General features: G+C 68.1%; 19 protein-coding genes. 6 read left to right on the top strand and 13 right to left on the bottom strand.

Going from position 1 to position 20,053, the window contains the following annotated elements:
- Nucleotides 1-25 precede the first annotated feature (25 nt).
- The 3 genes from secB to QZM15_RS30985 form a co-directional block, all read right to left on the bottom strand.
- Nucleotides 26-517: a protein-export chaperone SecB gene (secB, locus tag QZM15_RS30975; RefSeq protein WP_059576108.1), complete on the bottom strand. Its 492-nt coding sequence runs from the start codon at nucleotides 515-517 to the stop codon at nucleotides 26-28.
- A gap of 107 nt (nucleotides 518-624) precedes the next feature.
- Nucleotides 625-885 (bottom strand): glutaredoxin 3, encoded by a 261-nt coding sequence (gene grxC, locus QZM15_RS30980; protein ID WP_006477722.1) that lies wholly within the window; start codon nucleotides 883-885, stop codon nucleotides 625-627.
- Nucleotides 882-1,304, bottom strand: coding sequence for a rhodanese-like domain-containing protein (locus QZM15_RS30985; protein ID WP_040142128.1), 423 nt, complete (start codon nucleotides 1,302-1,304; stop codon nucleotides 882-884). Before QZM15_RS30985 ends, grxC begins: the two co-directional genes overlap by 4 nt.
- Before the next feature lie 135 nt (nucleotides 1,305-1,439).
- On the opposite strand from QZM15_RS30985, the gene gpmA reads away from it, so the two are divergent.
- The 3 genes from gpmA to QZM15_RS31000 all read left to right on the top strand — a co-directional run bounded on the left by gpmA (nucleotide 1,440) and on the right by QZM15_RS31000 (nucleotide 4,864).
- Nucleotides 1,440-2,186 (top strand): 2,3-diphosphoglycerate-dependent phosphoglycerate mutase, encoded by a 747-nt coding sequence (gene gpmA / locus QZM15_RS30990; RefSeq protein WP_060966616.1) that lies wholly within the window; start codon nucleotides 1,440-1,442, stop codon nucleotides 2,184-2,186.
- Between the two features lie 267 nt (nucleotides 2,187-2,453).
- Nucleotides 2,454-4,007 carry a S41 family peptidase gene (locus QZM15_RS30995; protein ID WP_060966615.1) on the top strand — a complete coding sequence of 518 codons (1,554 nt, stop codon included), beginning with the start codon at nucleotides 2,454-2,456 and terminating at the stop codon, nucleotides 4,005-4,007.
- A gap of 104 nt (nucleotides 4,008-4,111) precedes the next feature.
- Nucleotides 4,112-4,864 (top strand): molybdopterin-synthase adenylyltransferase MoeB, encoded by a 753-nt coding sequence (locus QZM15_RS31000; RefSeq protein WP_060312475.1) that lies wholly within the window; start codon nucleotides 4,112-4,114, stop codon nucleotides 4,862-4,864.
- Nucleotides 4,865-4,957: 93 nt separating this feature from the next.
- On the opposite strand, the gene ptsP is transcribed toward QZM15_RS31000, so the two are convergent.
- The 7 genes from ptsP to QZM15_RS31035 all read right to left on the bottom strand — a co-directional run bounded on the left by ptsP (nucleotide 4,958) and on the right by QZM15_RS31035 (nucleotide 12,384).
- Entirely contained in the window at nucleotides 4,958-6,730 is a 1,773-nt protein-coding gene (gene ptsP / locus QZM15_RS31005) for a phosphoenolpyruvate--protein phosphotransferase (protein WP_060312566.1), read from the bottom strand.
- Between the two features lie 201 nt (nucleotides 6,731-6,931).
- Complete coding sequence (locus QZM15_RS31010) at nucleotides 6,932-7,201, bottom strand: HPr family phosphocarrier protein (RefSeq protein WP_006477716.1); 270 nt, start codon at nucleotides 7,199-7,201, stop codon at nucleotides 6,932-6,934.
- Nucleotides 7,202-7,273: 72 nt separating this feature from the next.
- Nucleotides 7,274-7,750, bottom strand: coding sequence for a PTS sugar transporter subunit IIA (locus tag QZM15_RS31015; RefSeq protein WP_059576100.1), 477 nt, complete (start codon nucleotides 7,748-7,750; stop codon nucleotides 7,274-7,276).
- 231 nt (nucleotides 7,751-7,981) lie between these two features.
- On the bottom strand, nucleotides 7,982-8,938 hold the full coding sequence (gene gshB / locus QZM15_RS31020) for a glutathione synthase (RefSeq protein WP_059642711.1): 957 nt from the start codon (nucleotides 8,936-8,938) through the stop codon (nucleotides 7,982-7,984).
- A 27-nt stretch (nucleotides 8,939-8,965) separates the two neighbouring features.
- A complete protein-coding gene (gshA, locus tag QZM15_RS31025; protein ID WP_059576095.1) occupies nucleotides 8,966-10,255 on the bottom strand; it encodes a glutamate--cysteine ligase in 1,290 nt (429 codons plus the stop codon).
- A 244-nt stretch (nucleotides 10,256-10,499) separates the two neighbouring features.
- Entirely contained in the window at nucleotides 10,500-12,008 is a 1,509-nt protein-coding gene (locus QZM15_RS31030; protein WP_302107857.1) for an ammonium transporter, read from the bottom strand.
- Nucleotides 12,009-12,045: 37 nt separating this feature from the next.
- Nucleotides 12,046-12,384, bottom strand: a complete 339-nt coding sequence (locus QZM15_RS31035) for a P-II family nitrogen regulator (protein ID WP_006398175.1) — start codon at nucleotides 12,382-12,384, stop codon at nucleotides 12,046-12,048.
- A 356-nt stretch (nucleotides 12,385-12,740) separates the two neighbouring features.
- Between QZM15_RS31035 and QZM15_RS31040 the strand changes: the two genes are divergently transcribed.
- A complete protein-coding gene (locus tag QZM15_RS31040; RefSeq protein WP_006489451.1) occupies nucleotides 12,741-12,992 on the top strand; it encodes an accessory factor UbiK family protein in 252 nt (83 codons plus the stop codon).
- Nucleotides 12,993-13,282: 290 nt separating this feature from the next.
- Nucleotides 13,283-14,887, top strand: a complete 1,605-nt coding sequence (locus tag QZM15_RS31045) for a YifB family Mg chelatase-like AAA ATPase (RefSeq protein ID WP_302107858.1) — start codon at nucleotides 13,283-13,285, stop codon at nucleotides 14,885-14,887.
- Between the two features lie 334 nt (nucleotides 14,888-15,221).
- Here QZM15_RS31045 and QZM15_RS31050 read toward each other — a convergent pair whose 3' ends face one another.
- Nucleotides 15,222-15,797, bottom strand: coding sequence for a hypothetical protein (locus QZM15_RS31050; RefSeq protein WP_059576056.1), 576 nt, complete (start codon nucleotides 15,795-15,797; stop codon nucleotides 15,222-15,224).
- Nucleotides 15,798-15,969: 172 nt separating this feature from the next.
- Here QZM15_RS31050 and QZM15_RS31055 point away from each other — a divergent pair, with 172 nt between their 5' ends.
- Nucleotides 15,970-16,506: a peroxiredoxin gene (locus QZM15_RS31055; protein WP_059576053.1), complete on the top strand. Its 537-nt coding sequence runs from the start codon at nucleotides 15,970-15,972 to the stop codon at nucleotides 16,504-16,506.
- A gap of 86 nt (nucleotides 16,507-16,592) precedes the next feature.
- Here the strand turns inward: QZM15_RS31055 and QZM15_RS31060 are convergent, their stop codons facing one another.
- Nucleotides 16,593-17,945: a sigma-54 dependent transcriptional regulator gene (locus QZM15_RS31060; RefSeq protein WP_059576050.1), complete on the bottom strand. Its 1,353-nt coding sequence runs from the start codon at nucleotides 17,943-17,945 to the stop codon at nucleotides 16,593-16,595.
- A 97-nt stretch (nucleotides 17,946-18,042) separates the two neighbouring features.
- Nucleotides 18,043-20,052: an ATP-binding protein gene (locus QZM15_RS31065; protein ID WP_302107859.1), complete on the bottom strand. Its 2,010-nt coding sequence runs from the start codon at nucleotides 20,050-20,052 to the stop codon at nucleotides 18,043-18,045.
- Between the last annotated feature and the right edge of the window lies 1 nt (nucleotide 20,053).

Here is a 20,053-nt window from a genome sequence, read left to right on the forward strand (position 1 = left end):
CCCAGCACCGGTCCGGAGTGAAACGTCAGTTCAGCGTCGTGCCGTTCGGCGCACCGTTCGCGCCTGCCGCGGCGCCGGCCTGCTGCTGAAGCTGCGCGAGACGCTGCTCGTACAGCGCCTGGAAGTTGATTTCGGCCAGGTGGATCGGCGGGAAGCCGGCACGCGTGATCGCGTCGGCGATGTTCGAGCGCAGGTACGGGAACAGGATCGTCGGGCACGCGATGCCGACGAGCGGGTCGAGCTGTTCGTCCGGAATGTTGCGGATGTCGAAAATGCCGGCCTGCTTCGCTTCGATCAGGAACGCGACCTTGTCCTTCACCTTCGCGGTGACGGTACCCGACACGATGACTTCGAACACGCTTTCCGCGAGGCGGTCGGCCTTGACGTCGACTTCGACTTCAACCGACGGCATGTCCTGCTCGAGGAAGATCGCCGGCGAATTCGGCTGCTCGAGCGACATATCCTTCAGGTAGACGCGCTGGATGTTGAAGAACGGTTGGTTTTCGACGTCGGACATGGTGTTTCCCTAAAAGTGGTGACGGGGCGGCCCGGCTGTTCGCCGGCCGCCACGGATGTATCGTGCGCGCCCAAGCCGCGGCGCGGCCGGCGGCCATTCTGCCCTAATCAGGCCGCTTGCAGAAGCGGCACGAGGCCGCCTTCGCGGTCGAGCTTCGACAGATCGTCGTAACCGCCAACGTGCGTGTCGCCGATATAGATCTGCGGGACCGTGCGGCGCCCCGTGCGCGTCATCATTTCCTCGCGGCGGGCCGGATCGCGATCGATCAGCACCTTTTCGATCTGCTCGACGCCGCGCAGCTTCAGCAGGCGCTCGGCCTGCATGCAATACGGACACACCTGCGTGCTGTACATCAAAACCTTGTTCACTTCGCCACTCCTTGTTTGACGACCGGCATCCCGGCCTGCTGCCAGGCGGCCACGCCGCCTTCGAGCACGTGCACCTCGGCGTAGCCCGCCGCCTCGACCTCGCGCGCCGCCTTCTGCGACTGCTGGCCGTTCTGGCAGACGAGCAGCACCGGGGTGCTCTTGTTCTTCGCGACCTGCGCAATTTTCGCGCCGATCTCGCCCGCGGCGACCTGACGCGCCGACGGCAGATGGCCGGCGGCGAAATCGGACGGCGCGCGCAGGTCGATCACGACCGCGTTGCGACGATTGATGAGCTGCGTCGCCTCCGCGGCCGACAAGCCGCCGCGGCCGCGGCGCAGCGCCGGCCATGCAAGCAGGCCGCCGGAAACCAGCAGGATCGCGATAAGGGCCAGGTTCGTGTAATTGGTAAAGAACGTCACGGAATGTCGCCGGAAAAGAGAAATCGGATGAGGACAATCCCGCCATTATAAAATAACCGTCTTGCGCGATGGCGGGCCCGAACCGGGCGCCGCGCGACGCGCCCCGCTTCCCTCTCACTACCGACCGCAAGATCCATGTACAAACTCGTTCTCATCCGCCACGGCGAATCGACGTGGAACAAGGAAAACCGCTTCACCGGCTGGGTCGACGTCGACCTGACCGAACAGGGTCGCAACGAAGCCTACCAGGCCGGCGAATTGCTCAAGGAGGCCGGCTACACGTTCGACATCGCGTACACGTCGGTACTCAAGCGCGCGATCCGCACGCTGTGGCACGTGCAGGACAAGATGGACCTGATGTACCTGCCGGTCGTCCACTCGTGGCGCCTGAACGAGCGCCACTACGGCGCGCTGTCGGGCCTGAACAAGGCGGAAACGGCCGCGAAGTTCGGCGACGAGCAGGTGCTCGTGTGGCGCCGCAGCTACGACACGCCGCCACCCGCGCTCGAGCCGACCGACGAACGCGCGCCGTTCGGCGACCCGCGCTATGCGAAGGTGCCGCGCGAGCAACTGCCGCTCACCGAATGCCTGAAGGACACGGTCGCGCGCGTGCTGCCGCTGTGGAACGAGTCGATCGCGCCCGCGGTGCGCGCCGGCAAGCAGGTGCTGATCGCCGCGCACGGCAACTCGCTGCGCGCGCTGATCAAGTACCTCGACGGCATCTCGGACAGCGACATCGTCGGCCTGAACATCCCGAACGGCGTGCCGCTCGTGTATGAACTCGACGAGAACCTGAAGCCGATCACGCACTATTACCTCGGCGACCAGGAAGCGATCGCGCAGGCGCAGGCCGCCGTCGCGAAGCAGGGCAAGGCGGGCTGACGCCCGTCGCGGCGGGCGGCCCGCGTCCCGGCGCGGCCGTCCGTCCGCGGTTCGGGCCGCGGCCCGCACGCCGCGCGAACCTTCGCGGCCCTGCCGCGGTCGAATCCGCTTTCGAACTCCGCTGCGCGCCCGGCGGCGCCCTGCCGGGCCCTCAGCGGCCGTTGCGGCGCTTTTCGCGCCGTTCCACTGAGTTATCGGACGAACAGTTATACTTGTCCGCTACATCCCCGCTACCGCCACGCGCTTCCCGACCGCACCCGACTCTCTATGCGAATGAATTTGAAGAACATCGGCCTGATTGCCGCGGGCCTCGCCACGGGCGTATTCGCCACGCTGCAGGTTTCCGCATCGGCCGAGCAGACCGCCACGGCGCCGCTTCCCCTCGACCAGCTCCGCCTGTTCGCGGAAGTATTCGGGCAGATCAAGCGCGAGTACGTCGAGCCGGTCGACGACAAGAAGCTGCTGACGGCCGCGATCAAGGGCATGGTGTCGAGCCTCGATCCGCACTCGTCGTTCCTCGACAAGACCGACTATGACGAGCTGCAGGAGCAGACGAAGGGCCGTTTCGCGGGTCTCGGCATCGAGATCTCGCAGGAAGACGGCCTCGTCAAGGTGATCTCGCCGATCGAGGACACCCCCGCGTTCCGCGCCGGCATCCGTCCGGGCGACCTGATCACGCGCATCAACGACAAGCCGGTGCGCGGCATGACGCTCGACAAGGCCGTCAAGCAGATGCGCGGCGAGCCGGGCACCAAGGTCACGCTGACGATCTTCCGCAAGAGCGACGACCGCACGTTCCCGGTCACGGTCACGCGCGCGATCATCAAGGTCCAGAGCGTGAAGATGAAGATGCTCGATCCGGGCTACGCGTATATCCGCATCACGAGCTTCCAGGAGCGCACGACGCCCGATCTCGCGCAGAAGCTGCAGGACATCGCGCGCCAGCAGCCGAACCTGAAGGGCCTGATCCTCGACCTGCGCAACAACGGCGGCGGGCTGCTGCAGAGCGCGGTCGGCGTGGCCGGCGCGTTCCTGCCGCCCGACTCGGTCGTCGTGTCGACCAACGGCCAGATCCCCGATTCGAAGCAGGTCTACCGCGACACGTACGACAACTATCGCCTTCCGTCCTTCGACGGCGATCCGCTGAAGAACCTGCCGCCCGTCTTCAAGACCGTGCCGATGATCGTGCTGACGAACGCATATTCGGCGTCCGCGTCGGAAATCGTCGCCGGTGCGCTGCAGGATTCGAAGCGGGCGCAGATCATGGGCAAGACGACGTTCGGCAAGGGTTCGGTGCAGACGGTGCGCCCGATGACGGCCGACACCGCGCTGCGCCTGACCACCGCGTACTACTACACGCCGAGCGGCCGTTCGATCCAGAACAAGGGCATCACGCCGGACGTGCCGGTCGATCAGTACGCGGACGGCGATCCCGACGACGTGCTCGTGACGCGCGAGGTCGACTACACGAACCACCTCGCGAACACGCAGGATCCGAACGAGAAGAAGGAACAGGAAGAGCGCGAGCAGCGCCGGATGGATCAGCTGCGCGTGCTCGAAGAGCAGAACGACAAGAAGACGCCGGAACAACGCCAGAAGGATCGCGATCGCAAGCCGATCGAGTTCGGCAGCGCCGACGACTTCATGATGCAGCAGGCGCTCAACAAGCTCGAAGGCAAGCCGGTCCAGGAATCGAAGTCGCTGCTCGCCGAGAGCACGACGAAGAGCCCGGCCGCGAAGGCTGCCGCGAGCGCGAAGGCATCGGGCGCGAGCGCCGCGAAGCCGGCTTCCGCACCGAAGCCCGCCTCCGCGCCGAAGTAAGCGCCGGCCGGCATCCGACGGGCCATCGCGGGAAGACCGCGATGGCCCGTTTTTCATGCGCGCCTAAAATAACGAACGTCCGCCCGCCTCGCCCACGACTGCCCATGAACGACGATCAACTCCTTCGCTACTCCCGCCACATCCTCGTCGACGAAATCGGCATCGAGGCGCAGCAGCGCTTTCTCGACGCGCATGCGATCGTCGTCGGCGCGGGCGGCCTCGGCTCGCCCGCCGCGATGTACCTCGCGGCGTCGGGGGTCGGCACGCTCACGCTCGTCGACGCCGACACGGTCGACCTCACGAACCTGCAGCGGCAGATCCTGCACGTGACGGCATCGGTCGGGCGCAGCAAGGTCGAGTCGGGGCGCGACGCGCTGGCGCAACTGAATCCCGAGGTGAAGGTGAACGCGGTCGCGGCGCGCGTCGACGATGCATGGCTCGACGCGCACGTGCCGCACGCGAGCGTCGTGCTCGACTGCACCGACAACTTCGCGACGCGGCACGCGATCAACCGTGCGTGCGTCGCGCACGGCGTGCCGCTCGTGTCGGGCGCCGCGCTGCGCTTCGACGGCCAGATCAGCACGTTCGACTTCCGCGACGCGGCCGCGCCCTGCTATGCGTGCGTGTTCCCGGAAGACCAGCCGTTCGAGGAAGTCGCGTGCTCGACGATGGGCGTGTTCGCGCCGACCGTCGGGATCATCGGCGCGATGCAGGCGGCCGAGGCGCTGCGCGTGATCGGCGGCATCGGCAAGACGCTCAACGGGCGGCTGATGATGCTCGATTCGCTGCGGATGGAATGGACGACGATGAAAATCGCGCGCCAGGCCGATTGCCCCGTGTGCGGCGGGCGGCACTGACGCGCGCATCACGCACGCGCCGGACCGCGTATGCGTGGCACTTCGCTACAGTTCGCGGCCAGCGGCGGCTGAACGCCCAAGCGCCAGGCTCGCCTAGGCGGCCGCGTCCGCGCGCGGCTCGGCGACCGACAGCCGCTGCAGCGCCGCCTGCACTTCTTCCGGCTCGAACGCGGCCAGCACGTCGGCCGTCGGCTTTTCGAGCGCCTTCAGGTGCGCGCGCAGGATCTCCTGCTTCACGACGAGCAACTGGCTCGGATGCATCGAGAACTCGGTGAGCCCCATCCCGAGCAACAGGCGCGTGAGCGCCGGATCGCCCGCCATCTCCCCGCACACCGACACCGACACGCCCGCGCGCTTGGCCTCGCGCAACGTGTAAGCGATCAGGTGCAGCACCGCCGGATGCAGCGGATCGTACAGGTGCGCGACCGCGTTGTCGGCGCGATCGATCGCGAGCGTGTACTGGATCAGGTCGTTCGTGCCGATCGACAGGAAATCGAAGCGCTTCAGGAACAGCGGCAGCGCGATCGCCGCGGCCGGGATCTCGATCATCGCGCCGATGCGCACGTTCGGATCGTACGCGAGCCCCGCGTCGTCGAGCTGGCGCTTCGCCTCGCGGATCAGGTCGAGCGTCTGGTCGATTTCCTGCGCGTGCGCGAGCATCGGGATCAGGATCTTCACCTGGCCGAACGCGGACGCGCGCAGGATCGCGCGCAACTGCGTGAGGAACATCTGCGGCTCGGACAGGCTCCAGCGGATCGCGCGCAGCCCGAGCGCCGGGTTCGGCGCCGTTTCGTAGCCTTCGTCGAGCGCCTCGAGCGGTTTATCGGCGCCGACGTCGATCGTGCGGATCGTCACCGGCATGCCCTTCATCCACTCGACGGCCCGCTTGTACGCGGCGAACTGCTCCTCCTCTTCCGGCATCTCCTTCTGATGCATGAACAGGAACTCGGAGCGGAACAGGCCGACGCCGACCGCGCCGGCCTCGACGGCCGCCTTCGCGTCGTCGGGCAGCTCGATGTTCGCGTACAGGTCGATCTTCGTGCCGCACAACGTTTGCGTCGGCGAGAACTTCAGGCGCTGCAGCTTGCGTTGCTCCAGCAGCTTCTCGGACTGGCGGTACGAATATTCCTCGAGGACGATCGGCGCCGGATCGACGATCACGATGCCCGCGTCGCCGTCGACGATGATCAGGTCGTCCTGGCGGATCAGCGCACTCGCATGCTGGACGCCGACCGCGGCCGGAATGCCGAGGCTGCGCGCGACGATCGCGGTGTGCGACGTGCGCCCGCCGAGATCGGTGACGAACGCCTGGAACGACTGCGTCTTGAACTGCATCATGTCGGCCGGCGCGATGTCGTGCGCGACCACGATCATCTCGTTCGTGCCGTTCCTGGCCGCGCCGTCGAGCGCCTGCGACGCCGACGGCGCACCGGCGAGCGCCTTCAGCACGCGCTCGACCACCTGCTCGATGTCGGCCTTGCGCTCGCGCAGGTATTCGTCCTCGATGTCGTCGAAATGGCGCGTGAGCAGCTCGAGCTGCTCGGTCAGCGCCCATTCGACGTTGTAGCGGCGCGTGCGGATCAGGTCGATGGTTTCCTGCACGAGCATCTCGTCGCTCAGGATCATCGTGTGAACGTCGATGAAAGCGCCGACTTCGCTCGGGGTGTCGTCGGTCAGGTCGGCGCGCAGCGCTTCGAGCTCGCGGCGCACGACGTCGAGCGCCGTGCGGAATCGCTCGACTTCGGCGTCGATCTGGTTGGCCTCGATCAGGTAATGGGCGACGTCGAGCGCCGCCGGCGCGATCAGATACGCTCGCCCGATCGCGATACCTCGTGAGACGGGAATGCCATGCAGCGTGAAGGACACGCGCACCTCCTCTGTACAAGTAAAGCCGCGGCACACTGCTGCGATGCGCTTATGACCCCGGTTAGCGATTATAAATTCCGCGACTCCCTGCTGACTGCATGCACCGCAGCATTGCGCATTTCGCATCAATGCTTCCGACGAAAAAAATGCCGCGAAACCCGCGGCATTCTCAGTCGAAACGGCAACGATCGCGCGCGGCGATCACTGACCTTCGCCGAACTTGTCGGCGATCAGCTTCAGCAGCGCGTCCATCGCTTCCCGCTCGTCGGGCCCTTCGGTCTCGATCGTCACGGTGCTGCCGATACCGGCCGCCAGCATCATCACGCCCATGATGCTCTTCGCGTTGATCTTGCGCCCGTTGCGTGTCATCCAGACTTCCGACTGGAAGTTGCCGGCCAGTTGCGTGAGCTTGGCCGATGCGCGCGCATGGAGCCCCAATTTATTGACGATGGTGGTTTCTTGTTGAAGCATGATTCTCGGTCGGGTCGGTCGGGACCGCCGGCGGCGCGCGCCGGCGGGTCGTCTAAAACGGAAAACGGATGCTCAGTGCGATTCGCTCGGGGTACGCGGCTGCGGTTCGGGCGGAATCGGCGCGCACTGGCCGCAGCCGGTTTCCGTCGGCGGCGGCGGCGTGCCGGACGACACCTCGTGCACGCCCTTCGCGCCGCCGGACAGCGCCTTGTCGACCAGCTTGTCGAGCGGCACGGTGCGGTAGCAGACGGCCCGCACGAGCATCGGCAGGTTCACGCCGGCCAGCACGCGCACGTTGTCGAGCTTCGCGAGCTGGCCCGCGATGTTCGCGGGCGTCGCGCCGTACATGTCGGTCAGCACGACGACGCCGTTGTCTTCGCGCAGCCGCGCGAGTTCCGCGTGCGCAAACGCCATCACCTGGGCCGGATCGCTGTCGGCCATCACGTCGATGCAGCCGATGCGGGCGGGCACGCCGCCGTAGATGTGCGCGATGCAGTCGCGCAGCGCGGTGGCGAGCGGGGCGTGCGCGATGATCAGGATCCCGGCCATGTCAGATCGCTCCCGGCCGCCCCTGGCGGGCCGATACCCCGCGGCGGGGCAATGAGCGTAGCGAGTGTGGGGAACGTTTCATGTTCAGCCTTGCAACAGTGTCGGCCCGACCGCCGGGCCTTCGGTGCGCCGATCACGGCACCGGGCAAGCGGGCATTGTAGCAGGCCGGTCAAGCGGCTCCGGCGACGGGGGACCTGCGCGGCCGCCGCCGGGGTTGCACGGGCGGCGGCCTACGCGGCCGCACGCTCCAGCGCGTCGATGAACATCGCGGCGACGTCGAAGCCCGTCTGCTCCATGATCTCGCGGAAGCACGTCGGGCTCGTGACGTTCACCTCGGTCAGCCAGTCGCCGATCGCGTCGAGGCCGACCAGCAGCAGCCCGCGCGACGCGAGCACGGGCCCGAGCGTCGCGGCGATCTCGCGGTCGCGCTCCGTCAGCGGCTGCGCGACGCCGAGGCCGCCCGCGGCGAGATTGCCGCGCACCTCGCTGCCCTGCGGAATCCGCGCGAGCGAATACGGCACGGGCTCGCCGCCGATCAGCAGGATGCGCTTGTCGCCGGCCTTGATCTCGGGAATGAACTTCTGCGCCATCACCGAGCGCGTGCCGTCGTGGCTCAGCATCTCGACGATCGAGCCGAGGTTCATGCCGTCCGGCTTCACGCGGAACACGCCCATCCCGCCCATCCCGTCGAGCGGCTTCAGGATCACGTCGCCGTGCTCGGCGTGGAACGCGCGCAGCCGTTTCGCGTCGCGCGTGACGAGCGTCGGCGCGACGAACTGTGGAAACTCGCCGATCGCGAGCTTCTCCGAGTGATCGCGGATCGACTGCGCCTTGTTGAACACGCGTGCCCCCGCGCGCTCGGCCAGCTCGAGCAGCCACGTCGACGTCACGTATTCCATGTCGAACGGCGGATCCTTGCGCATCAGCACCGCGCCGAACGATTCGAGACGGCGCGCGTCGACCGGGCCCGCGTCGAACCAGGTGTCGCGATGCAGGTCGTCCAGTTCGCCGACGAACGCGATGCGCCGCACGTCGGCCTCGACCGCCGAGCCCGTCCACGCGAGGTGGCGCGGCTCGCACGCGTACACCGCATGCCCGCGCCGGGCGGCCTCCGCCATCATCGCGTAGGTCGAATCCTTGTAGATCTTGAAATGCTCGAGCGGGTCGGCGATAAAAAGAATGTCCATGCGGGTCCTGTACGTAGCGAAGGTCCGTTACACCTGGATGGCTTCGGGGTCGGTCTTTTCCAGTTCGATCGACGACGCGATCAGCGACAGCCGCGCGACGACGCCGTACATGTAGAAACGGTTCGGCGGCGCGGCGCCCGGCTTGGCGCCTGCATCCGGCAGCGCGGTGTGCTCGAAGCCGAGCGGCACGTAGTGCATGCCGGGCGCGTTCAGGTTCTGGTCGCGCTCGCGGCCGCCGTGCGTGCGGTAGAAGCCGCCGACCACGTAGCGGTCGATCATGTACACGACCGGCTCGGCCACTTCGTCGCCGACGCGCTCGAACGTGTAGACGCCTTCCTGCACGATCACGTCGCGCACCGCGAGGCCGGCCTTCGATTCGGCCATCTGCGCGCGCTCGGCCTTCGTCATGCGGCCGATCTCGGCCGCGTCGTGCACGGTCATCACGCCACGGCCCGCGGTGCCCGCGTCGGCCTTCACGACGACGTACGGCTTCTCGCTGATCCCGTATTCGCGATACTTGCGCGCGATCTTCTTCAGCACGCCGTCGATCGCGTCGGCGAGCGCCTGCTCGCCTTCATGCGCCTGCCAGTCGACGCCTTCCACGTGCGCGAAATACGGATTCACCATCCACGGATCGACGCCGACCATCTTCGCGAACTTCTTCGCGACGTCGTCGTAGCACGCGAAGTGCGTCGACTTGCGGCGCACGGCCCAGCCCGCGTGCAGCGGCGGCAGCAGGTATTGCTCGTGCAGGTTTTCCAGCACGGCCGGGATGCCGGCCGACAGGTCGTTGTTCAGCAGGATCGAGCACGGATCGAAATTCTTCAGGCCGAGGCGGCGCTGCGAACGCTCGAGCGGTTCGAGCACGATCTTCTGGCCGTCGGCCAGCGTGATCGGCGTCATGTCGGTGATGCCGGGGTCGAGCGAGCCGAAGCGCACGTTCAGGCCGGCCTGGCGCATGATCGTCGCGAGACGCGCGACGTTTTCCAGATAGAACGCGTTGCGGGTCGGCAACTCGGGAATCACGAGCAGATTCTTCGCGTCCGGGCAGATCTTCTCGATCGCGGCCATCGCGGCCTGCACGGCGAGCGGCAGCACTTCGGACGGCAGATTGTTGAATGCGCCGGGAAACAGGTTCGCATCGACGGGCGCCAGCTTGAAGCCGGCATTGCGCAGGTCCACCGAACAATAGAACGGCGGGGTGTGTTCCTGCCATTCGAGCCTGAACCAGCGTTCGATCGCAGGCGTCGCGTCGAGGATCTTCTGCTCGAGTTCGAGCAGCGGACCGTTCAACGCGGTAACGAGGTGGGGAACCATGAATCACTCGCGAGCGGGAGAATGAAGATTGTAGAGCAATTGCCTTGCCCATTTGGGGATTGTTCCCGGCTTCACAAGGATTATGGAGGCAGTTTTCGGCTATTGACCCGATAGAGTGAAGGGTTATCCGCTACGGCAGCGCGTGACAGGAGAAAAAAAGCCCGCCGGTGAGGCGGGCCGAAGTCGCTGCGCTCATTCGGAGCGGGCGCCGTCGTCGCGGCGGCCCGCCGTTGATTCGTGTGACTTATTCCACGTGCTCGCCGTGCAGGATCACGTCGAGACCTTCGCGCTCTTCCTCTTCGGTCACGCGCAGGCCGATCGTCAGGTCGATCAGCTTCAGCAGCACGAAGCTCAGCACGCCGCTGTAGACCAGCGTGATCAGCACGCCCTTCGCCTGCAGCAGCAGGCTGCCGTCGAAACCGCCGATGTCCTTGACCGCGAATACCCCGGTCAGCAGCGCACCGAGAATCCCGCCGATGCCGTGCACGCCGAACGCATCGAGCGAATCGTCGTAGCCGAGCTTCGACTTGAGCCAGGTGGCCGACCAGAAGCAGATCACGCCCGCCGCGATGCCGATCACGAGCGCGCCCGCCACGCCGACGAAGCCGGCTGCCGGCGTGATCGCCACGAGACCCGCGACCGCGCCCGACACGATGCCGAGCACCGACGGCTTGCCCTTCGCGATCCACTCGGCGAACATCCAGCCGAGCGCCGCGCAGGCGGTCGCGACTTGCGTGGTCAGCATCGCGAAGCCGGCACGGCCGTCGGCCGCGACCGCCGAACCCGCGTTGAAGCCGAACCAGCCGACCCACAGCATCGAGCCGCCGATCATCGTCAGCACCAGGTTGTGCGGCGCCATCGATTCACGACCGTAGCCGACGCGCTTGCCGAGCACCAGGCACGACACGAGGCCCGCGATACCGGCGTTGATGTGCACCACCGTGCCGCCCGCGAAGTCGAGCACGCCGTCGGCCGACAGCCAGCCGGTCGGCTCCCACACCATGTGCGCGATCGGCACATAGACGATCAGCGACCAGAGCGTCATGAACACGAGCATCGCCGAGAACTTCATCCGGTCGGCGAACGCGCCGCAGATCAGCGCCGGCGTGATGATCGCGAACGTCATCTGGTAGACGAAGTAGACCGATTCCGGAATCGTCGACGCGAGGTGGCTGACCGTCAGCGTCGTCGCCTTGTCGCCCTTCACGTAGGCCATGCCGTGCAGGAACACGCGCGACAGGCCGCCGATGAAGCCGTTGCCCGGCGTGAACGCGAGGCTGTAGCCGACCACCGTCCACAGCACCGTGATCAGCGCGGTGATCGCGAAGCTCTGCATCACGGTCGCGAGCACGTTCTTCTTGCGGACCATGCCCGCGTAGAACAGCGCGAGGCCGGGGATCGTCATGAACAGCACGAGCGCGGTGGACGTCAGCATCCACGCGGTGTCGCCCGCGCTGATCTTCGACGAATCGACCGAGAACGGAGCCGTCGGTGCGGCCGGGGCGGCCGGCGCGGACGCGGCGGCGGCAGCCGAAGCGTCGGCCGCGCCCGAAGCCGGTGCGGCGGCGGATGCGTCGGCGGCCGGTGCGGAAGCGGCCGGGGCAGCCGGAGCTGCGGCAGCCGATGCGTCGGAAGCGGTGGCGGCGGGCGCGGAACCAGCCGCGGCGGACGCCGCGTCGTCCGCGAGCGCGGAGCCGACGCCGGCCGCGATCAGCGAGCCTGCCATCAGCAGGGACATCAGAAGTTTGCGCATCTTGGGTTTCCTCTTGTCGCTTGTCTTGTCTGTTCTGTTACAGCGCGTCGGCGCCCGTCTCCCCGGTGCGAATCCGGATCACCTGTTCGATCGGCGTGACGAAGATCTTGCCGTCGCCGATCTTGCCCGTGCGCGCCGCCCGCTCGATCGCTTCCACCGCCTGGTCGACGAGATCGTCGGAGACGGCCGCCTCGATCTTCATCTTCGGCAGGAAATCGACCACGTATTCGGCGCCGCGGTACAGCTCGGTGTGCCCCTTCTGGCGCCCGAACCCTTTCACCTCCGTCACCGTGATGCCCGAGACGCCAAGCGCCGACAGCGCCTCGCGCGTCTCATCGAGCTTGAACGGCTTGATGATTGCGGTAATGAGTTTCATGAAGTCCTCTCGCTGGGTTGTCCCGTCGAATTGGTTGGAATGTTGTAACGGACTCTTCTCAGCAACTCGCATGCCATGTCGGCCCGAACACCGTCTCGAACGGCTTCGGAACGGGGTCACATCGCGTGGTGTAAGGCGCGGAAGCCCGGCCGAATGGCCAACATGGGCCGCTTTGCTGGCGCGGCGAAAGGATCGTTGCTAGAGTGCACGCACGTCCCGGAACGCCGGGCCATTCACCCATGCGGGCGCCATGCCCGGAATTCGCGCCCCGCGCGCACCATTTCCGGTCATGCGTGCATCATGGGCACGTACGCAACTGAAGATGCACATTTTTTGTGCAAGGAAGGGGAATCACCATGAAGCAACCCAGCGACGTTTTCAACGACCTGCAATCGCGCGTCAGCGATTTGCTGAAAAACTCGCCGGCCAAGGACGTCGAGCGCAACGTGAAGGCCATGCTGTCGCAAGGCTTCTCGAAGCTCGATCTCGTCACGCGCGAGGAATTCGACACCCAGGCACAGGTGCTCGCCCGCACCCGCGTGCGCCTCGAGGAACTCGAAAAGCGCGTCGCGGAACTCGAGCAGAAGCTCGCCGCCCCGCAGGCCTGACGCCCCACCCGGCCGCAAGGTCCGGGCGCGGGCCGCCACGTGCGGCCTGCGCCCGCCACCTTCCTCCCCGCTTCGTCGTCCGTCGGTCTTCGCCGTACCTCCGCTCTTCGCCGTTCATCGTTCTTCGCAGCATCCTCCGCTCTTCGCAGTCCATCGCTCTTCGCAGTTCGTCGTTCGCAACACCTCGTTCTTTCCCCGCGCCACGCCGGCAAGCGCGCACCGATTTCTCCGATTTCCGCGGCGTGCGGCCCCGAACGGCCGTCGTCCGCCCGTCATGCAGGAGCCTCGCCATGTCGCTCGCCGTGGTGCGCAGTCGCGCGCCCGCCTCCGGCCGCGCGCCGGACGTCACCGTCGAAGTCCATCTCGCCAACGGATTGCCGTCGTTCTCGATCGTCGGGCTGCCCGATCTCGAAGTCCGCGAAAGCCGCGAGCGCGTGCGCGCCGCGCTGCAGAACTGCGGATTCGAATTCCCGGTGCGCCGCATCACCGTCAATCTCGCGCCGGCCGATCTGCCGAAGGAATCGGGCCGTTTCGACCTGCCGATCGCGCTCGGCATCCTTGCCGCGAACGGCCAGATCCCGGCCGACGCGCTGGCCGGCCGCGAGTTCGCGGGCGAGCTGTCGCTGACCGGCGCGCTGCGGCCGATGCGCGGCGCGTTCGCGATGGCCTGCGGCGCCGCGCGGGACTGGCGCGCGGCGCAATCCGGCGCTGGCAGCGCCGGCGGCCCGAGCCTTGATTTCCCCGCCTCGCGCGATTGCACCGCGACATCGCGGCCGCCCGAGCTGTATCTGCCGCTCGACAGCGCCGCCGAGGCCGCGCTCGTGCCGGGCGTGACCGTATTCGGTGCACGCGACCTGCCCGCACTGTGCGCGCACCTCGCCGATGCGCCGGACGGGCGGCTCGCGCCGGTCGCGGCGCCCTGCCTCGACGGCCTGCCGGCGCCGGCCGCCCCCGACCTCGCGGACGTCGTCGGGCAGCGGGGCGCCCGGCGCGCGCTCGAAGTCGCGGCCGCGGGCGGCCATCACATGCTGATGGTCGGGCCGCCCGGGGCCGGCAAGTCGATGCTGGCCGCGCGCCTCGCGGGGCTGCTGCCGCCGCTCACCGACGACGAGGCGCTGACCTCGGCCGCGCTGCTGTCCGCGAGCCGGCTCGGCTTCTCGCCCGCGCAGTGGCGCCGCCGGCCATTCCGCGCACCGCACCACTCGTCGAGCGCCGCCGCGCTGGTGGGCGGCCGCAATCCGCCGCAGCCGGGCGAAATCACGCTCGCGCACCTCGGCGTGCTGTTTCTCGACGAACTGCCGGAATTCGACCGGCACGTGCTGGAAATGCTGCGCGAGCCGCTGGAAGCCGGCCGCATCACGATCTCGCGCGCGGCCCAGCAGGCCGACTTCCCTGCCGCGTGCCAGTTGATCGCCGCGATGAACCCGTGCCCGTGCGGCTGGCACGGCGATCCGTCCGGGCGCTGCCGCTGCTCGCCGGACGTCGCCGCCCGCTATCTGCGCAAGCTGTCGGGGCCGCTGCTCGATCGCATCGACATCCAGATCGACCTGCCCGCGCTGTCGCCGGCCGAGCTCGCGACGCGCGCGACGGCGCCCGGCGAGCCGAGCGCGGCGGTGGCCGCCCGGGTCGCGCAGGCGCGTGCGCTGCAGCTCGAGCGGCAGGGCAAGACGAATCACATGCTGAGCGGCCGCGAAACCGACGACCTGTGCCGGCCGACCGACGAAGGCGAGCGGTTGCTGCGCGAGGCCGGCGAGCGCTTCGGCTGGTCGGCGCGCGCGTATTTCCGCGTGCTGAAAGTCGCGCGGACGATCGCCGACCTGGCCGGCGAGCCGCTGCCGACGGCCGCGCAGATCGCCGAGGCGATCCGCTACCGGCGCGCGTTGACGGCGCTGTGAGCGCGCGAGGAGGACAAAATCAGGCTGTCAAGACTTGACTTATGCACAATTTCGCGAATCCGGCCCCGGATCGCGGCTCGCCGCGGCCTTTGCCGGAGGGAATTCGTATCCCGTTGTTTTAATTGGTTTTTCTCAAACCGCGAGCGGGCGACCAAACGGGCCGGAAGGCCGTCCGGCGCGGCTTTGCGAGAAATGCGCGCCACTTTTCAACAAAGTTATCCACATGCGCTGTGGATAGTCGAAAAACCCTCGCAAAATCCGGCGATTAGCGTCGAAAGCTGCGAATGAACTTTCAGTTGTCGCAGCGTGTCTGAGCTGCCCTCGCCGGCCGTCGTCAATCGAGTTTGAACGAGCCGAAAAACTGGTCGAGCTGCTCCTGCGCGAGCGGCCCGTCGGCGATCACGACGGCCTGGTACGCGTGCCGGCCGCGCGCGGCGAGCCGCGCGACGATCGTCTTGCGGGCGCGATCGCCTCCGGCGGCGGCTGCGCCGGCGATGCGTAGCTCGACCCCGTTCACCGCGCCGCCGGCCGCGAGCGGCACCGGCACCGCCGCCGTCCGCGGCGCGCCGTCGAGGTTGCGCGACAGCCCGGCGCGCAGAAATTCGAGCGCCGCGCGGCGCGTGTCGTCGCGATCGTCGGGCAGCGTCAACGTGCCGACCGCGAATACCGCGCCGTCGACGTGCGCGGCCTGCATCCGCATCGGCATCGACGTGCCGCCGAGCACCACCGGCTGCTCCTCGACGGTCGGCTTCGCCGGCAGGTCGATCGTGTAGCCCGCATCGTTGTGCAGCGTGCGCCAGTCGTACGAAGGCGAGCACGCGGCCAGGGCGGCGCTCAGGCAGGCCAGCGCGGCGAAGTGTCGCAGTGGACGAAAACGGGGGCGCAACGAATCGATGACTTCCTTCGGCATGGCGTGGATTGCGGCAGGCAAAACGGCCATTATCCGCCGAACCCGAAAACCGGGACGCGGGGCCGCCGCCGGTGCGCGCGCCGCATTCGCGCTAAAATGAGCGCCGAATTTCGACGTCCTTTTCGTCGACGTCATTTGCATCGATCCGCGTCATCGACTCCGAGAGCACCAGATGAACACCACGCCTTCCACCCGCCGCAGTGCCGGCCCCGTGCGCTACCTCGTCGCGGCCGCCGTCGTCGCGGCGATCGCCGTCGCCGGCTTTTTCGCGTTCAACGGCAAGTCCAGCGTGCCGGACGCGACCTTCACGCTGCTGTCGGGCCAGAAGGTCTCGACCGCCGGCGACCTGAAGGGCAAGGTCTATCTCGTGAACTTCTGGGCGACGAGCTGCGCGACCTGCATGCAGGAAATGCCGCAGATGGTCGATACCTACAATCGCTTCAAGGGTCAGGGGCTGGAATTCGTCGCGGTCGCGATGAACTACGATCCGCCGATGTACGTCGCGAACTACGCGCAGACGCGCCAGTTGCCGTTCAAGGTCGCGCTCGACGACGGCAGCGTCGCGAAGCAGTTCGGCAACGTGCAGCTCACGCCGACGACCTTCGTCGTCGACAAGGACGGCAAGATCCTGAAGCGCTACGTCGGCGCGCCGCAATTCGCGGAACTCGACGCGCTGCTCAAGAAGGCGCTCGACGGCAACGCGGCCTGAGCGCCGCACACCGCACGGCAGGACTTGCAGGGCCGCACACCGCGCCCTGCTCCGCAAAACGGACCGCACCGCGGTCCGTTTGCATTTCAGCGCTCGGTTTCGCCTTTCGCCGACAGCCCGTAGCGCTTCATCTTCTCGTACAGCGTCGCCTTGCCGACATGCAGCCGGTCGGCCGTCGCCGCGACCGCGCCGCCCGTCTGGTTCAGCGCCTCGGCGATCACCGCGCGCTCGAACTGCTCGATGCGCTCCTTCAGCGTCTGGTCGTTGTCGGCCGCGTCGCCCGCGCCCGTTTCCTGCGGCATGTCGGCCACGCCGAGCACGAACCGGTCGGCCGCGTTGCGCAGCTCGCGCACGTTGCCCGGCCAGTCGCGCTGCATCAGGCTCGCGCGCTGCCGGTCGGTCAGCACCGGCGCGGGCCGCCCGTAGCGCACGGCCGCATCGAGCATGAAGTGCTCGAACAGCGGCACGATGTCCTCGCGGCGCTCGGCGAGCGGCGGCAGCGCGATCGTCACGACGTTGAGCCGGTACAGCAGGTCGCGCCGGAACGTGCCGGCCGCGACGAGCTCGCTCATGTCGCCCTTCGCGGCCGCGACCACGCGGCAGTTCACGCGGATCGGCTGGTTCGAGCCGAGCCGCTCCAGCACGCCGTCCTGCAGCACGCGCAAGAGCTTCACCTGCAGCGCGAGCGGCATGCTTTCGATTTCGTCGAGGAACAGCGTGCCGCCGGACGCGTATTCGAGCTTGCCGACGCGCCGCTTCGCGGCGCCGGTGAACGCGCCGGGCTCGTAGCCGAACATCTCCGACTCGAACATCGGCTCGGGCAGCGCGCCGCAATTGACCGCGATGAACGGCTTGTCGCGGCGCGGCGACAGCTCGTGCAGGCTGCGCGCGATCAGTTCCTTGCCGGCGCCCGTGTCGCCGTTGATCAGCACCGACGCGTCGGTCGGCGCGATGTTCGCGATCAGCTTGCGCACCTGCTCGATCGCCGGGCTGCGGCCGATGATGCGCGGCGCGACGACGTTCTGCCCGGCCAGCTCGCGCCGCAGCGCGTGGTTCTCGAGCACGAGCTCGCGGCGCTCGAGCGCGCGGCGCACCGTCTCGATCAGGCGCTCGGCCGCGAACGGCTTCTCGATGAAGTCGTACGCGCCGTCGCGCATCGCCTGCACGGCCATCGAGATGTCGCCGTGCCCGGTGACGAGGATCACCGGCACGTCGGGCACGCGCTCGCGGCACTGCGCGAGCACGTCGAGCCCGCTGGCACCCGGCAGCCGGATGTCGCTCACGATCGCGCCGGCGGTATCCGCGACGATCGCCTTCTCGGCCGCCTCGGCCGACTCGAAGCCGGCGACGTCGAAGCCCGCCAGTTGAAGGCTCTGCACGCTCGCCCGGCGCACGAGCGCATCGTCTTCGATATAGATCACTTGCAGCCGGTTGGCCATCTTGGTCACTTGCTCCTGACAGGCCGCGCGGCGCCCGCGCGGCTCTCGTTGATGCCGGTCGTCGCCGACCGGGCCTGCATCCTGCCGACCGTCCAGGCTAATGCGAGCCCGCCGGCTCGGACACGGAGTCCGGATGATGCGTGCGGGCGCGCCGCAGCGTCAAGACGAACAGCGCGCCGCCCGACGGGGCGTTGCGGGCGGTCAGCGCGCCGCCCGCGTCGCTGGCGATCGACGACGAGATCGCGAGGCCGAGCCCGAGCCCGCGCCCCATTTCCTTGGTCGTGAAGAACGGCTCGAACAGGCGCGGCAGCAAATCGGGCGCGATGCCGGAGCCGTTGTCGCGCACCTCGACCGCGAGCGTCGCGGCCGACACCGCGATCGTCACCTCGATGGCCGGCGCCGCGACGCCGGCCACCGCGTCGAGCGCGTTGCCGAGCAGATTGATCAGCACCTGTTCGAGGCGCAGATCCTCGCAGCGCGCGACGAGTTCGGGATAGTCGCGCGCCAGATCGAGCGGCGCATCCCGCGCGGGCGACACGGTGGCATCCTGCAGCGTCAGCGTGAGCGCGACGCCGCGCAGGCGCTCGTCGAGCAGCGACAGCACGCTGCGCAGCGCACGCACGACGAGCGCCTGCTCGTTGCGCGGCTTCGCACGGCCGACGAACAGCTTCAACTGGTTCGTGATCTTGCCCATCCGCTCGGTGAGCGCGGCGATCGCCTCGAGATTCTCGCGCGCGGCGGCCTGCTCGCCGCGATCGAGCAGCACGCGCGTGTTGTCCGAGAAGCTGCGCAGCGCCGCGAGCGGCTGATTCAGTTCATGCGTGATGCCGGCCGCCATCTGGCCGAGCGCGGCGAGCTTGCTCGCCTGGATCAGTTCGTCGTGTGCGGCGCGCAGTTCCTGCTCCGCGCGGATCCGGTCGCCGACTTCCTTCTGCAACTGCTCGTTCGCTTCAGACAAATCGGCCGTACGCTCCTCGACGCGCCGGTTCAGCTCCGCGTACGCCTGCTGCAGCAGCGCGCGGCCACGGATCATCTCGCGCACGCGGGCACGGCGCATCCGCCAGTAGAACGCGAGCAGCGCGACCGACACGAAGCCGAAGCCGGTGACGATCGTCGCGTTGCGCGCGTCGGCATCGATCGGCGCGATCGGCGCGAGCGTGACGAGCAGCCAGTCGGGCTCGCCGATCCGGCGCTTGCTGGCGAGAAAGCGCGGCGCGCGCCGGCCGGCGCCGAGGCGCACGATTTCCGCATCGGCGCCGAGCGTCTGCTCGACGCGCAGCGGCAGCGGCGTGACCGGTTGCTGCGCGTACTGGCGCGTTTCGTAGATCGACGCGGCGACGGGCCCCGTGAGCGGGCGCAGCGTGTGGTACTTCCACGCGGGCACGGACGACAGGAACACGACGCCGTGATCGTCAGCGACAACGAGCGGCTCCGACGCATCGGCGCCCTGGAACCATTCGAGATTGAGCTTCACGACGACGACGCCCGCGATCCTGCCGTCGCGCCACACCGGCTGCGAGATGTAGTAGCCGGGGTCGCGCGAGATCGTGCCGATCCCGAAGAAGCGGCCGACCCGGCCGTTCATCGCATCGAGGAAATACGGGCGGAAACGGTATTCGATCCCGACGAAGCTGTCGGGCGCGCGCCAGTTGCTGGCGGCGACGCACAGGCCGTCCGCGCCGATCACGTAGGTGACGGTCGCGTGCGCGTGCTCGTTGAGGTCTTCGAGATAGCGGTTGACGCGCGCGGTGTAGTCGGTGCGCTTCGGCTCGGCGAGCAGATCCTGCACGTACGGATGGCTGCCGAGCAGATAAGGCAGCGATTCGTAGCGGTCGAGCGTGCTCTTGAGCGCGTTGGTGGTGCGATCGACGCGCACCGCGGCATTGCGCTGCAGCTCGGCGACGCCGCGCTGCCACGTGATCGTCCACGTCAGCGCGCACGCCGCGGCGAGCGCGGCGGCGAGCACGACGAGGATGAGCAGGCGGCGCGTCACGGTCGAGGCTTCCTGACGATGCGGATCGCCTATTGTGTCATAGGGCTCCGCATCGATGCCCGGGCCGCCGCGCGGCGCGCCGCCCGCGGGCGACACCGCCGCCTGCTCGCTCATG

Source organism: Burkholderia sp. AU44665 (assembly GCF_030504405.1).
Lineage (GTDB): Bacteria > Pseudomonadota > Gammaproteobacteria > Burkholderiales > Burkholderiaceae > Burkholderia > Burkholderia semiarida.

Coding starts and splice junctions, on each gene's coding strand:
- secB (WP_059576108.1), bottom strand. CDS start 517: ATGTCCGACGTCGAAAACCAACCGTTCTTCAACATCCAGCGCGTCTAC.
- gpmA (WP_060966616.1), top strand. CDS start 1,440: ATGTACAAACTCGTTCTCATCCGCCACGGCGAATCGACGTGGAACAAG.
- QZM15_RS30995 (WP_060966615.1), top strand. CDS start 2,454: ATGCGAATGAATTTGAAGAACATCGGCCTGATTGCCGCGGGCCTCGCC.
- QZM15_RS31000 (WP_060312475.1), top strand. CDS start 4,112: ATGAACGACGATCAACTCCTTCGCTACTCCCGCCACATCCTCGTCGAC.
- QZM15_RS31010 (WP_006477716.1), bottom strand. CDS start 7,201: ATGCTTCAACAAGAAACCACCATCGTCAATAAATTGGGGCTCCATGCG.
- QZM15_RS31015 (WP_059576100.1), bottom strand. CDS start 7,750: ATGGCCGGGATCCTGATCATCGCGCACGCCCCGCTCGCCACCGCGCTG.
- gshB (WP_059642711.1), bottom strand. CDS start 8,938: ATGGACATTCTTTTTATCGCCGACCCGCTCGAGCATTTCAAGATCTAC.
- gshA (WP_059576095.1), bottom strand. CDS start 10,255: ATGGTTCCCCACCTCGTTACCGCGTTGAACGGTCCGCTGCTCGAACTC.
- QZM15_RS31030 (WP_302107857.1), bottom strand. CDS start 12,008: ATGCGCAAACTTCTGATGTCCCTGCTGATGGCAGGCTCGCTGATCGCG.
- QZM15_RS31035 (WP_006398175.1), bottom strand. CDS start 12,384: ATGAAACTCATTACCGCAATCATCAAGCCGTTCAAGCTCGATGAGACG.
- QZM15_RS31040 (WP_006489451.1), top strand. CDS start 12,741: ATGAAGCAACCCAGCGACGTTTTCAACGACCTGCAATCGCGCGTCAGC.
- QZM15_RS31045 (WP_302107858.1), top strand. CDS start 13,283: ATGTCGCTCGCCGTGGTGCGCAGTCGCGCGCCCGCCTCCGGCCGCGCG.
- QZM15_RS31050 (WP_059576056.1), bottom strand. CDS start 15,797: ATGCCGAAGGAAGTCATCGATTCGTTGCGCCCCCGTTTTCGTCCACTG.
- QZM15_RS31055 (WP_059576053.1), top strand. CDS start 15,970: ATGAACACCACGCCTTCCACCCGCCGCAGTGCCGGCCCCGTGCGCTAC.
- QZM15_RS31060 (WP_059576050.1), bottom strand. CDS start 17,945: ATGGCCAACCGGCTGCAAGTGATCTATATCGAAGACGATGCGCTCGTG.
- QZM15_RS31065 (WP_302107859.1), bottom strand. CDS start 20,052: ATGAGCGAGCAGGCGGCGGTGTCGCCCGCGGGCGGCGCGCCGCGCGGC.